Genomic DNA, 14371 nt, shown 5'->3' with positions numbered 1-14371 from the left:
CTGGATAAAGTAGCTAACCGACTCAAGCGATTAGCTCTGTAAAGGGAATGTAACCCCAAAATTAAGGGATTGTTACTAAACAGCCAATCTTTTTAGCCTACAAAACCGCTTGGTTACCTTAATTAAACCGCATGAACCCCTATTTCCCACCTACCACAACTTCACTCAAACTATCGACGGCCAGATACTGGATGGCTGTTTCCATAATATCGGCAGGTGTAACTGCCCGAAGTTTTTGAATGTACGTTGCCAGAAAGTCAGCCGGCATTCCATCCAGCAAAATCACTTTGTATCGATCGGCAATCTCAAATGGTGTATTAAGCGAACCCACAAACTCGCCAGCCATATAATTTTTCACTGTTTCCAGTTCGCTGGCCGAAACGGGTTCTGTTTGAAGAATATGAATCTCTTTCCGAATTTCGTTTAATGTTTCCTGGGTATTTTCTTTATTAACATCGGTCCCAATCAGGAAATAGCCGTCCCGCCGAAACGAGGGCATGTTTGAGGATATGCCATAGGTAAACCCTTTCTCTTCACGAATATTCTTCATCAGTCGCGAGCCGAAGTAGCCACCTAAAATCTCATTTGTCACCAGCATCCTAAAAAAATCCGGATGGGCCCGCGTGAACAATCGCCGACCTAATCGAATAGACGATTGTATACTGTCGGGCTTTTCGGCCAGTATAGGAGAATGTATGTCAGTTGGCACATTACCTGAAAAATCGGGTAGTATATCAGTCCTAACGGGCAACTGGCCCAATGTACGGTTAATCAGCAGGACTTCATTTTCGGTTGCATGCCCAGCCAGAATTACCTGAAACTGCCGATTTCTGATGGCTCGCTCATAAAATGCAATAATGCCCTCCCGGGTGATTTCCTCAACGGCTTCCGGACGCTGGCTTCGTCCATACGGATGATAGGTACCAAATAATTTTTCGCGAAACAGAACTCCGGCGAGGTAGGCATTCTTCTCGTAATTAACCCGTAAGTTCTGAAGGATGATATTCCGAAGATCGTCTAATTCTTTTTGTGGGAAAGTCGGCTCATTCAGTATATCACTTAAAAGCGGCAACACATTGAGCAGAAACTTTGTCAGGCAGTGAATAACAATACTGGCACGATCGGGACCGCTATTCAATTCCATAAACGCACCATACCGGTCTACATATTCATTAATCTGCGCCGATGAACGGGATGCTGTTCCTTCCGACAGCATCTTCATGGCAAAGAATGCACTACTGGGAACCTGCTCATACCATGTACCCGCATCAAACACGCACTCTAACCGAAGTACGGGCTGTTGCGCAACTGAAATCAGGTGGAGCGGGATACCATTATCTAAGCGATGGGATTGAACGGACGGTAACTGTATTTCGTGTATTGCCTGAAACGCAGGCGACTGAGTTCTATCGAGGGTCATATAAACGTGAAACCGGGCCGCCGGTACGGTGTAAAATTAAGTGAAGAATGAAGAGTGAAAAATGAAGAATAAAACTGACACTTGTTGGCCAATTATTCTTCATTTTTCACTCTTCATTCTTCACTTAATTGACTCTGTTAATTTTAGTTAGAATCGTCGGTTACGGCTTCGTCGTCGCCTACCCGGTTTGCTTTATTGAAGTTAAATAACAGCGAAATTCGGAAGGTATCAGACAATGGGCTACCTTGTTTTATGGGCACTAAATATGAGAAGTCAACGCCAAACCGCTGCTGGAGCCGGAGACCGATACCCGTTGTTACGTATTTACGACCACCTTTCTCATTCGATTCATTGAAATAACCGATTCGGGCAGCAAACTGGTCGTTATACCAGTATTCAATACCCGTTGACAGCGTAATTTCCTTCAATTCTTCGCTAAAGCCACCTGGGGCATCCGCAAATGAACCAAAGACCGACGAGAAGTAATCTTTATTACCATTGAGGTTTACACCATTAACAACGTTTGGTGTGGGCACCATCAATTTGTTGGCGTCTAATACAAAATTGAACTTGTTGTACTGGTCAGCAAACAAGGTCAGGCTGGTTCCTAAACGGAGGTTCGTTGGAATAAAGTAGCTCTGTGTGCCGCCGTAATTGATCCGACCACCGAGGTTCGAAATCATACCGCCAAATGCCCAACCAAACCCTTTACCAGTTGCATTATCACGTGATTCATTGTGGTAGTAGGCACTAATATCGGCCGCTGCGGTTGTTCCCGGCTTAAGACCTACGTTAGCCCCACCGGCTGCCAGATTAGAATTCAGGTATTTCAGATCAACGGCAAGCGAAAAATTTTGCGACAGTCGTTGTGCAAACGAAGCAGTAAAAGCAAATTCCCGAGAGTTAAATGTACCAGCAGCTACGCCCGTTGCGGTTGTAAAATCAACTGTTCCCAAGTCGAAATACATCAACGAGCCAGACACAACCGAGTTTTTACCTACTTTCCCGTAGCCACTCAGGTAGGTGTAATACATATCGCCAATCAGGTTCCGTAACCAGGGTGTATACGAAAGTGAGCCTCCTGAACTCTGTTTAGCGAAAACCAATTTCGATGGATTCCAGAAAACAGCACTGGCATCAACATCACCAAGTGCTACCCCAGCGTCACCCAGGGCTCCCGAACGAGCATCAGGCGTAAAATTCAGAAAGGGTACCGATGATGTAGGAACATTCAGCGGTTGGCCATTGAGGTTGGTTTGAGCAGATACGACGAAAGGAAAGCAAATGCAAACGCCGAGTAGAACACGGGAAAAATTGCGCTTCATACAAAGAGAGTTGGTCAACGACAGCAACTGATTATGGTGAGAATGGCAGTACTGTGCGGTCAAAATTACAATGAATCGTTGGATTAGAAAAAATGAGATGATTTTAAGTCTTTTTAAATCATTTTGTTACTACTATTCGACTGGTGCCGATGGCCGTTGTACCATCAACGGCCGAACGAATTTCAAGTCTGACAATATATAGGCCATTCGACGCCGGTTGCCCAGTACTGATCAAGCCGTCCCACATACCTACATCTACGATAGCTTCACAGTTAGTACACTGACCTGTTTGCTTATTTATTAATCGGCTATTAAGATCATAGATAACCAACGTCCAGTCGAGTGGTTCGCCTGAACGATTAAGTTCAGCCGTTAGTGTTGTTTGCGCAACTAGTGGATTTGGACTCGCCCGCAACGTCCGCAAAGCTAACCCTGGACGCTCAGAAACTACTATGGTCAACGCGCCCTCGCTGGAATTATTGTTAATATCCCATGCTTTGACCCGAATCACATAAGTGCCCGGTGCTACATCAGTAAAAGTATACCGTGCTTCACCCTGCCGGCCGTCAGCGCCATTGGCTACATAATTTTCGTTTAATACCACTACTGGCTGGCTACCCAATTGAGCCGTCAGTTCATGGCCTAAGCCTGACCGGGCAATGTTAATTCCCCGATTATCAGTCAGTTTAACAAGCAACGTTACGTCAGGTCCCGGGGTATGGATGATATCACCTTCAGAACTCCCTCCTACCACAGTAAGATTTACAAGGGGTGGTTGTGTATCAATACTATCAGCCAAAACACTGCCACCTACACGTAGGCTGTCGTAACTTCCAGTTGCATCCAGTAAGCTATCTGATTTAACGGCATATAAGTAGACTTTTCCCAGACCAACGGTGTAATCAATGTCTTTGGGCATTGTAAACCGAACCACAAACCGGCCCTGTTTCACAGACACCTGTCCCGTAAAAATTTGATTACTGAATGCCTGATAACTCATTTTAGGGCTCCCGGCTTCGGTTCCCAATGTCGTATGCGTGGTTGCTTTATCATAAAGTGACAGTCGGAGTACGCCCGTAAAGTCAGCTAATAGTTGCGTTTGCTGGCGAATTTCGCCCGTTAGTTCAACCGTTTGTAAAGCATGGAGCGTATCGATATGGGTAGATGCAACTGCTTTTCCATTCACCTGGGTAAGCACAGCTTGGGCCTGTGGATAAGCCAGGCGCATCGAGGGATCACCCAGGAGCGCGAAATTTCGGTTTACAGGGCCACTTAAACTATTGTTTTTTGTTCCCCGCATCACATCGCCTAAACGAGGCATTTGACCATTAATCGGTGTAAAAACCGTGTTGTAGAATGCTTCGTTCAGGAGCAGATTTGTGTTTGCATAAACAGGCCGGGTTGTAGTCAGTAAACCTATTGCGCCACCCGTGCGACTTAACAAGGTCAATTCTGCACCGGAGTTGACGTTAGGATCGTCGTATCGACCAAACTGGCAGGTAGCTGTTAGAAATAACGGGAGCCGTTCATTTTTCCAGGACAGGATATCCTGAAGGGTTACAATCTGCTCATCGGCTAAACCGATCACTCCACCATGACCGCTGTAATTAATAATCAATCGTCCATCGGTAACTGCCTGATTGATGAGTTGGTTAACGACTGGCGCTTTCTGACCACCCGTGGTATTTTCCTGTGGATAGTCATCCAGAAATACACGCTCTGGCCGATAAGCAGGAGCAATTTTCTCGATGTTTTTAGCCATTTGATTGGCATCCTGCTGGTGAATATTGTAATCGCCATCATCAGCAATGAGCATAACCCGAGTTTGCCAATCGCCAGTTAAGGACGCGTTTGAGCTATAGCGAATGAGTTTATCAACCACTGTTCGGGCTTCATCTGTGGATTTTACAGGCAATCGCCCCACGCCAATATCCAGTAAATAATCGCCAGTACCATTCTCGGGCCACTCACCTTCACTGGTATCCATAAACCCAAAATAATCGTCGGATGAATAGCTCAAAACTGGATGTAATGATTCCCGGCTTTCGTAGACCGGTACCATATTCGCTAGTTGAGCCGTATTGATCTGGCCGCCAATGTTCCTGTAATCGTAGGTAGCGTCACCTAATAGCAACAGATAATGAAGTTTATTGGGTTGTTTCAGGTAAAAATGGCGAGCCATATCCCGAATGGCCGTCGGGTCAGGTCGGCCTGCTCCAAATTCATTATAGATCTGTTGTGTTGTAACAACCAGAACAGAGAGTTGATCGTGTTCACGCCTAAATTTGGCCAAACGCTCCGCCTGATCTAACCAGGCAGCCGGACTTACCACAATTAGGTCCGGTGTAGCCTGACTATGCAAATCCTGATTTGAGATGGTTGCTAAGGCAACAGGTGATAAAAGTTGCGCGTCTGTAAACAAAAAATAATCACCAGAGCGAGACGCGAGCCATCCAGCCTCCTGCGTAGAAGCAAGGGTATAGACCTGCGACACAGGAGCCAGCGGATTCGTAACATCCCATACGCGTAAACTGGCTGTAGCCTGCTTAATGGCATATTGGCCAGCCGGTAAACGGCGCATCCAGATTGGCTTATCATACTGGCGAAGTTCGCGTCGGGCCTGTACTGACAAATAGTTTAGGTATCCCTGCGCTGAATACAATCCGTTTTTACGAAAGGTAATTGACAATCGGATTTGACTATCGGTAGTTGTGAGTTTAGTCTGAAAAGTATCTGTTCGGACAATTCCCTGATAGTCGTACTCGTAACCAGATATCGACGCAATGGGCATTGTGCCCACTAGCTGATCATTTACTTGAAGTATGAACTGTGTAGATACTGTAGCACCAGCTACAACTGAAGCTGTTAGCCGAAGCGGCACGTTTGCTACAAGCCCAGGTATATCGAATGGAATAACCTTAGTTGTGTCGGTGGTCAGATATTCACCGAGCCATTCCCGTCCCGAACGTACTGCCGGAATTTTGAGTAAATCCTGTTCATGAAACTGATAATCATCGAAGGTGGTAACTGTTGGCGTAACACTGAGTGAACCCGCAGGTCGGTCGGCAATGCGTAAGCCGGACGTGCTGCCAATGGTTAAAAAATAGAACGTTGTATCTGAATATGAATTGATTTGATGGGTAAAGCGTTGGGTCGTTGAATCGTAACGAACGACGTGAGGACTTTGCCCAAAAAATAGTAAAGCGTCACCTGCATCGAATCGCCCGTCGGCTTCACCTGATACCTGAATTGCGTTTTCGATTAAGTCAGTTGGCCGGGGAGTTGCGTTAGGTTGTGGCAATACCGCTCCTCCATTTCCATAAAGTCGTAGGTTTCTTGGGTCGGCTGTAGCAAAGGCGGAATTTAATTTAACTAATTGAGCCTGATTGAGTCGATAGACACCAGACTCAGTAACGCCAATTTTCACCCAAGTTCCTTCACGTAATACAGATTGGGCGTATGTGTTGTAATGAACAATGAATAATGAACAATGAATAATAAATAGGACAAGCCAATTCATCCATCGGGGCCAAATCAGCCTTTCCTCGTTATTCATTATACATTGTTCATTATTCATTAACTAATCTACATTAATATTCACCCAGGCATGCGCCAGAACTGCGTATGATTTACCTGATGCCATTTCCTTACAAACGACGCGGGTTCGACGTAACGTACCTCGCACGTACGTCTTTTGACCCAATTGAAAGGAATCTCCTTCCAGCACATCCCGAAGTAGCACGCGATTTTTATCTATGACTTCTACTGGACTCGCATCAAACTGCCGTAATGCCAGCATCAGCGCTGGATGTGCGTAGGTTGTAGCTCCAGGATTAGCCATGTATTGCTCAAGCGGGTGCAGGATGGTAGCCGGAAAAACAGTTTCACTTAGAAGCGGCTGCATAAGTTGCTGAAAAGCTGTTTGCCAGGCTCGCCCGTGTGGTTTCACTCGTCTAACTCTACGCTGCAATACATATTGATGATGCACAGCCGCATGAGCTACTTCGTGCACATAGGTAATTAAAAACGCGTACGGGTTAAGATTTGTGTTGACTGTAATTTGAGTCTGATTGTGTGGCAGTACCCGGAAGTCGCCTAAACGCGTTCGGCGGGGTTTCACAATTCGAAAGCGAAACTTGTACTGGTGTAGTAACTGATGGCAGTACTCAACTGCCATCGGTGGAATATGTGTAGTGAATACGTCTGTCAACGTCTTAAAAACAAAAAAGCCTTATAAAAATAAGGCTTTTTAAATTCTTGCGCGAAGAAAATTATTTCTTCGTCGTGTCAGCAGCAGCAGAATCCGCAGTCATCGTAGAAGCAGAATCCGTAGCCATTGTAGTGGTGTCGGTTGACATGGTGGCAGTCGAATCCGTGGTGGTTTCTTCTGTCTTAGGTTTGCTTTGGCAAGCAGCGAAGGTCAGCATGCTACCAACAAATAGTAAGGCGATAACTTTTTTCATTACCTTTTCAGTGATATTTTAGGTTTTAAGCCACAAATATACTTTTTTCTTAGTGAATGCAATAATACCCTCTAATAAATTTACATGAGAGTACTTATTGCATCAAAAAGTCCTATTTGAAGTTGAATTAATCTGGGTTAGCCTCTATACGTTTCTTTCCTGCTCTTTCGAAGGGCGCGAAAGTAGCCTATCGTAAAAGCCCGTACTGCGGAATGTTAAGAGTTTATGGCCAAAATAATTAGCTAAAAAGCTCATTCCCATACCAGCTACGTGCGAACCTTTCTCTCGCCAGAGCTCACTAACGTTAGGGAACAGCGGGTTAGCAATCCACTCTAATGTGTATTTGGCAACATAAACCTGAACGGCAAGCGCGACAACAGCAATACCCAGAAACTTGATAGCCTCCCGACCAGTGTTACCCGTATCTCTAGCGGCAAACGCATACCGTTTGGTTGGAATAAATGTCAGCACGGTAGCAGTTAGGTATCCGCACAAGACGCTGGTATCGAAATCGAAGAATTTACGGTAAAAAATCTGACTGACAAAGTTGATGGATGCACCCAGTACAGCCGTTAGAAAGAACGAAAAGAAGTCCTTGTATTCTTTTGTTTTTGGCTGCTCTATGCTACTCACGTTCACTTTGTTACCGGACGAAATGCGTTAAATTTATTTATTGTCTGATCGATAAATCCATCAAAAATACAAACTCAACGGCAAACGTCTATACTTTCAACTATTATTACTTAGGATACGGTCTTACACCTAGTTGTTTACTAATCAGAAAAGCCCCTGTAGTAAGCCTGGCGCAATTCCCAGCCCTAAGGTTAGGATAGTGGCGCCAATTAATACATATTGATAGAAGGGTGCAACCCGGATTGGCTCCGTTGCTCCATCCCGGAAGTACATGGCAATGATAACCCGGAAATAATAATAAATACCAACAGCCGACATTAGTACCGCTACAACCAACAACCAGATTTGTCCACGCTCAACAGCTGTTGAAAACATGTAAAATTTACCCCAGAAACCGGCTGTAAGTGGGATACCTGCTAATGAAAGCATCGAAACAGTCATGGCAAATCCTAAAAGCGGGTTTTGCCGGGCCAGTCCATTGAATGCGTCAAAGTTCTCAGTCAGTACACCTTCGCTTGTAATGGTTTGAGTACTCCGTTGCTGTGATACTAGCAGCAGTACACCAAAAGCTGCAATGGTGGCCACGGAATAAGCTAGTGAATAGACTACAAGAGCCTGCTTCGTTTGGGTGCCTAATGAGGCTAATCCAATTAGTAGATAACCCGCGTGCGAAATGCTGGAGTAAGCCATCATCCGCTTAAAGCTGGACTGATAAACCGCTGTAATATTTCCAGCAATGAGCGTTAAAGCCGTAATAACAGCCAAAATCGTCCACCAGAACGTGTACACGCCATTGAATGAAACAGACAGCAATCGGAATAAAGCCGCGAAACCAGCAGTCTTCACAACCGTCGACATATAGGCGGTAAAAATGGTAGGTGCACCATCATATACGTCAGGCGTCCAGAAATGAAATGGAGCCGCCGATACTTTAAACAACAAACCGATGAGCAACATCAGCAAGCCAACATAAATCAGTAAGGAAAGTCCTGTTTGTGGATGTGATGTGTAGGCAGCAATTCCAGCAATCGTAAATGAGCCGGTAGCCCCATAGAGTAACGCCATGCCAAACAGCATGATACCGGTTGCAAAAGCACCCATCAGAAAATATTTCAGTGCCGCTTCATTGGATCGTAGGTTCTTTTTATCGCTACCGGTAAGTATATACATAGCTACCGACAAAATTTCAACCCCCACAAACAACATAATCAGGTTCTCATAGCCCACCATCATAATGGCACCTACCAACGAAAACAGGATAAGTGCGTAGTACTCGGCGGGTTGGGCCGATTCGTCATCCATAAAGCTACCCGACAGCGCCACAACCATAAATGCCGACACAAGCATGATGGCCGAAAAGACCATTGCCAGGTTGTTTATCCGCAACATGTCATTAAAATACAGATACGTTTTATTCCAGTCGAGGAAAGTAACTCCCAAGGTAATAACCAGGAATAATAACGTAGCTGGTAGTAGCACTGCCTTTGACTTCAGGAAGCCAAGGAACAGAAGAGCGATGCCAAAAACCGATAACAGAACGATGGGGAGCATAGGTTTATAGTTTTCGGTTTTCAGTTTCTGGTTTTCCGCATGACCGAAAACCAGAAACCGAAAACCTTTAACGATTATTTCAAGGATACAGCCGTTGTACCGATATACTTCATCATATTGGCAACAGCGGGTTCGGTTACTTTCAAAAATGAATGCGGGTAGATACCTATCCAGAAAACAAGGACGACTAGCGGAATAAATACCCAGCTTTCGGAACTAGTCAGATCGGTAAATGACTCCGTGCGTGATGACGTTGCTCCAAACATGCTTTTCTGGAACATACGAAGCATATAAACGGCACCGAAAATAATCGTGAAGCCAGCCGCTAAGCCCAGATAATTATTGTAGGTAAAGACACCATGCAATAACAGGAACTCACCAATGAAGCCGTTGGTAAGTGGTAGTGCCACACTACCCAAGAGCATAATCAGGAAGAAGACTGTCAACTTAGGCGTTGTTTGTGTAATGCCGCCCAGCTGATCTAACTGGTTGGTTTTCGTACGCGAGAAAATGATATCGGCTACGAAGAAAAGGCCCACCACATTGATACCGTGTGCCAGCATCTGCACCAAGGCACCCTGCATACCCGTTTCGGTTTGCGAGAAAACACCAGCGGCCATCAGTCCAACGTGCGAAAATGATGAATAAGCAATTAGCCGCTTCATATCACGCTGACGAATGGCAATGATTGCTCCATAGATAATACCAATAACCGATAGAACGACGGCTGTTTTACCCCAGGTTTCAACGCCGAGTGGTACGATTGGCAGAATGAAGCGAATCAACCCATAAACGCCCATTTTGAGCATAATTCCAGCTAACAACATAGTGGCTGGTGTCGGCGATTCAACGTAGGTATCTGGCTGCCAGGTGTGGAATGGGAACACGGGCATCTTAATGGCAAAAGCGATAAAGAAGGCCCAGAAAACCCAGGTTTCAGCTTCGGGAGTCAGATTAAGTTTATAAAAATCGATGATAGCTGCCGAGTGTGCCGACACGGCGGTTGCTGGTGTCTGGTAGTATAAGTACACTAGGGCAAGCAACATGAATAAGCTACCAAAAATGGTATAAACAAAGAATTTGAACGTGACCGGAATCCGATTGGCTCCTCCCCACATGGCCGCCAGGAAGTAAATTGGAATCAGTGCAGCTTCGAAGAAGAAATAGAAAAGAAACCCGTCACGAGCGGTAAAGACACCCATTAAAGCCGCCTGCATGTACAGCATCAGTGCATAAAACAGAGAAGGACGTGGATAATTCCGTTCAAACGTAGAGAGTATGATGAATGGAACCAGCAACCCGGTGAGCAATACAAGCAACACGCTGATACCGTCGATACCTCCGCTAAATCGAATTCCCAGCGAGTTAATCCAGGCATAGTCGAAGCCAAACTGCGAACTTGCATCAGGTTTAAATCCAACGAAGGCGTAACCTGCGAATGCTAGTTCGACCAGCGCAGCTACCAAAGCCGCCTGCTTTATCCGTTCTCCCCGAAACATCAGGATCAGAGTAGCCGCTACGACAGGATAAAAAATCAGAAATAATGTAAGCATATACCGATGGACGATTACGATGGGTGATGTATCGCGAATCTGTTGGATTTAATTACAATCGAATGAAAAACCGCAGGGCAAAAATGACAACGATACTCACAACCATGGCCAGGACATAGAAGCCAATCGAGCCACTTTGCAACAACCGCAACTGCGCTGCGCTTTTCTGTACTAACCAGGCCACGCCATTCACGACACCGTCGATCAGGCCTTCACCGAAGCTATACAAGGCATCCCCTAATCCGCGTATCGGGCGAACAATGATTGTTTCGTACAGTTCATCGACATAATATTTGTTGTAAATGACCTGTTCTGGCAATGAGCGCTCGGAGGTTTCGGGAGCAGGAACAGCTCCCCGGCTGATGTACATGACATACGCAATGATCATAGCCACTAAAGCAACACCTGCCGAAACGGCCATCAGAACATATTCCGTGCTGTGTTCAATAGTCGATTCAGCAAACGCTTCGGGGTTAACCTGACGCGATCCTTCAAATAAGGGAGCCATGAAGTGACTCAACCAGCCATCACCCGGTAAGTTAAGCGCGCCACCAACTGCCGATAGTATCGCCAGCACAACCAGCGGTGCCGTCATCGTAACGGGCGACTCATGCAGATGGTGTTTTTGCTCTTCAGTTCCCCGGAACTCGCCAAAGAAGGTCAGGAATAACAGGCGGAACATGTAGAAGGATGTCAGGCCGGAACCCAGAACGCCCAATGCCCAGAGTACTTTGTTATGTTCGAAAACGTGCGCCAGAATTTCGTCTTTCGAGAAGAACCCGGCAAATGGTGGCAAGCCTGAAATAGCGATCGTACCGATCAGGAACGTGATAAACGTAACGGGCAACGCTTTCCGTAAACCACCCATTTTCCGAATATCCTGCTCGTCGGACATAGCATGAATCACGCTACCGGCTCCGAGGAACAATAAGGCTTTGAAGAACGCATGGGTAATGACGTGAAACATACCCGCCGTGTAGGCCGTTGCGCTCAAGCCAAGGAACATATAGCCCAATTGTGAAACCGTCGAATAGGCCAGTACTTTCTTAATATCGTTTTGCAGGAGACCGATCGAAGCAGCCAGCAAGGCCGTAGCAATGGCAATACCGCCAACGATTTCGAGCGTTAATGGCGATAAGGTATAGAGCACATTCGAACGAACGACCATATAAATACCGGCGGTCACCATCGTAGCTGCGTGAATCAGGGCCGAAACGGGTGTTGGACCGGCCATAGCATCAGGCAGCCAGGTATACAGGGGAATCTGCGCCGATTTACCCATCGCGCCTACAAATAGCAGGAGCGTGATTGCCAGCACGGTTTTATCGCCGATCTCCAGGCTGGTAGCCTGTTTGAAAATATCAATGTACTCAACCGTACCGAAGGTATTAATGAGCATGAATATGCCCAACAGAAAGCCCAGGTCACCAATGCGGTTCATGACAAAAGCTTTGCGGGCAGCATTGTTGTAATTCGTATTCTTATTCCAGAAGCCAATGAGCAGGTACGAACACAGACCCACGCCTTCCCAGCCAATGAACATGATGACGTAGTTGGAACCCATCACCAGCAGGAGCATGAAGAAAATAAACAAGTTCAGGAACGCCATGAACTTGCCGAATCCTTCATCGTGGCTCATATAGCCAATGCTGTACAGGTGAATCAACGATCCAACACCCGTTACAACCAGCAGCATCAATAACGATAACTGGTCAATCTGAAACGAGAAATTGATGTGTAAATCACCAACGCTGATCCAGTCGAAAAGCGTAGCGACGATCGGTTGAGCGTCGCCAGCAAAGGAACTGAATAGAGAAATGGATAGTACAAAAGAGGCCAGAACAGCTACCGTGGCAATTGCGCCAACCAGGCCTGTTGGTACCCGACGAAAACCGAGGCCATTAATCAAAAAGCCAATCAGCGGAAAAAGCGGAATTAAGGCGCAGAGTAATTCTATTTTCATAATGTCTGTTTATGGTTTTCGGTTTACAGTTTACGGTTGCGCAATGCGTTCAGAAATAACCAGTTCGCTGGGCAGCAAGATCGCTTTGCGCAACTGTAAACAGAGAACCGTAACTTGTAAACCTGCTTTTACCATTTCAATTTATTAAGCAAGCCCACATCGATGGAGCGGGTATTGCGGTAAATCATAACAATAATAGCCAGCCCGACTGATACTTCAGCGGCAGCAACGGCCATAATGAAAAAGACGAATACCTGCCCCGACGAATCTGATCGATACGACGAAAATGCGATGAGTAACAGGTTGACCGCATTGAGCATTAACTCAATGGACATGAAGATGATGATGGCATTACGCCGGGTCAATACACCAATGATTCCGATAACAAACAGCGCAGTGCTGAGAATCAGGTAATAGGTGAGCGGTATTTGCTGAATGACTTCCGGAATGAGGACGTCCTGCGTGGGTTGCATGAGTTGCCGGTTAATAGAAAGTGTCGCAAATGTAAAGATTATTCGGGCTTGGTGTATAATTGAAATAGGTGGAATACGTGCTGAGCATAAATTTTAACCGCTTCACCTAGTCCACCTACTTCACTTTATTACTTTTTCCCGATGCCATTACTGAACATCCGCAGCCTGATTTCGGTCAATCGGCGTTTGGTATCCAGCGGGAATTCGCCTTTCAATATCCAGTCGTAGAAGGAAGGTTCTTTCTTAAGTACCTCCAACACAGGAAAACCTTTGTGTTTTCCAAAATTGAATACCTCTTCACCTTTGTCGTTGAGAATTATCCGCCCGGCGAGGTCAACATTCGTGTTTGCCGTCAGACTATGGAGCATATCCACATCATTTTCGAAGATGACATCCTGCCCATTATCGGCTTTGGCAACCATGCCCATGTAGCGTTGTACCTGCGCATCGAGCACTTCGAGGGTAGCTATTGTATCCGCTTCGGCACCGTGAGCACCAATTAATTCCTTGTTGCAATAGAATCGGTAAGCCGCCGAAAGATTTCGGGGTTCCATCAGATGAAAAATGCGCTGCGAATCCACCAACCGCCGATTTTTCATATCGAAGTCTACGTTAGCACGCAGAAATTCTTCGACAAGCAACGGGACATCGAAGCGATTGCAGTTGAAACCTGCCAGATCGCACCCATCCAGAAACTGGGCCAGCGTTCGGGCAACCGATTTAAATGGGGGTGCGTCTTTTACATCGTCGTCGTAAATGCCATGAATCAGGCTCGACTCCAATGGTATAGGCATACCCGGATGAACACGCTGGGTTTTACTGACAACTTCACCACCGGGAAGCGCTTTCATGATACAGATATCAATGATGCGATCCTTGGCAATGTTGATACCCGTTGTTTCGAGATCGAAAAACGCGAGCGGTTTTCTAAGTATAAGTTGATGCGTCATAACCAAACCGGGGTTTCTCACGGTCAGGCTACAAATGTAA

General features: G+C 46.0%; 11 protein-coding genes. All 11 read right to left on the bottom strand.

The window, feature by feature from the left end:
* Positions 1–139: 139 nt before the first annotated feature.
* The 11 genes from ACYVGO_RS07230 to ACYVGO_RS07180 all read right to left on the bottom strand — a co-directional run bounded on the left by ACYVGO_RS07230 (position 140) and on the right by ACYVGO_RS07180 (position 14331).
* Complete coding sequence (locus tag ACYVGO_RS07230) at positions 140–1420, bottom strand: M16 family metallopeptidase (RefSeq protein WP_460968618.1); 1281 nt, start codon at positions 1418–1420, stop codon at positions 140–142.
* Between the two features lie 143 nt (positions 1421–1563).
* Entirely contained in the window at positions 1564–2745 is a 1182-nt protein-coding gene (porV, locus tag ACYVGO_RS07225; protein ID WP_460968616.1) for a type IX secretion system outer membrane channel protein PorV, read from the bottom strand.
* 118 nt (positions 2746–2863) lie between these two features.
* A complete protein-coding gene (gene porU / locus ACYVGO_RS07220) occupies positions 2864–6265 on the bottom strand; it encodes a type IX secretion system sortase PorU (protein ID WP_460968614.1) in 3402 nt (1133 codons plus the stop codon).
* 60 nt (positions 6266–6325) lie between these two features.
* Positions 6326–6922 carry a SprT-like domain-containing protein gene (locus tag ACYVGO_RS07215; protein WP_142776906.1) on the bottom strand — a complete coding sequence of 199 codons (597 nt, stop codon included), beginning with the start codon at positions 6920–6922 and terminating at the stop codon, positions 6326–6328.
* A gap of 94 nt (positions 6923–7016) precedes the next feature.
* Positions 7017–7208, bottom strand: a complete 192-nt coding sequence (locus tag ACYVGO_RS07210) for a hypothetical protein (protein ID WP_111347025.1) — start codon at positions 7206–7208, stop codon at positions 7017–7019.
* Positions 7209–7352: 144 nt separating this feature from the next.
* Complete coding sequence (locus ACYVGO_RS07205) at positions 7353–7841, bottom strand: GtrA family protein (RefSeq protein ID WP_460968611.1); 489 nt, start codon at positions 7839–7841, stop codon at positions 7353–7355.
* Positions 7842–7985: 144 nt separating this feature from the next.
* Positions 7986–9392, bottom strand: coding sequence for an NADH-quinone oxidoreductase subunit N (locus tag ACYVGO_RS07200; protein WP_142775912.1), 1407 nt, complete (start codon positions 9390–9392; stop codon positions 7986–7988).
* A gap of 74 nt (positions 9393–9466) precedes the next feature.
* Positions 9467–10945, bottom strand: coding sequence for a complex I subunit 4 family protein (locus ACYVGO_RS07195; RefSeq protein ID WP_142775913.1), 1479 nt, complete (start codon positions 10943–10945; stop codon positions 9467–9469).
* 52 nt (positions 10946–10997) lie between these two features.
* A complete protein-coding gene (gene nuoL, locus ACYVGO_RS07190) occupies positions 10998–12908 on the bottom strand; it encodes an NADH-quinone oxidoreductase subunit L (protein WP_460968609.1) in 1911 nt (636 codons plus the stop codon).
* Positions 12909–13036: 128 nt separating this feature from the next.
* Positions 13037–13381 (bottom strand): NADH-quinone oxidoreductase subunit NuoK, encoded by a 345-nt coding sequence (gene nuoK / locus ACYVGO_RS07185; protein ID WP_046577146.1) that lies wholly within the window; start codon positions 13379–13381, stop codon positions 13037–13039.
* A 128-nt stretch (positions 13382–13509) separates the two neighbouring features.
* A complete protein-coding gene (locus ACYVGO_RS07180) occupies positions 13510–14331 on the bottom strand; it encodes a 3'-5' exonuclease (RefSeq protein WP_142775915.1) in 822 nt (273 codons plus the stop codon).
* Positions 14332–14371: the final 40 nt, after the last annotated feature.

The sequence above is a fragment of the Spirosoma migulaei genome (assembly GCF_054776855.1).
Note: the sequence above shows the minus strand (reverse complement) of the source record. Positions and strands in the feature narration are given on the sequence as shown.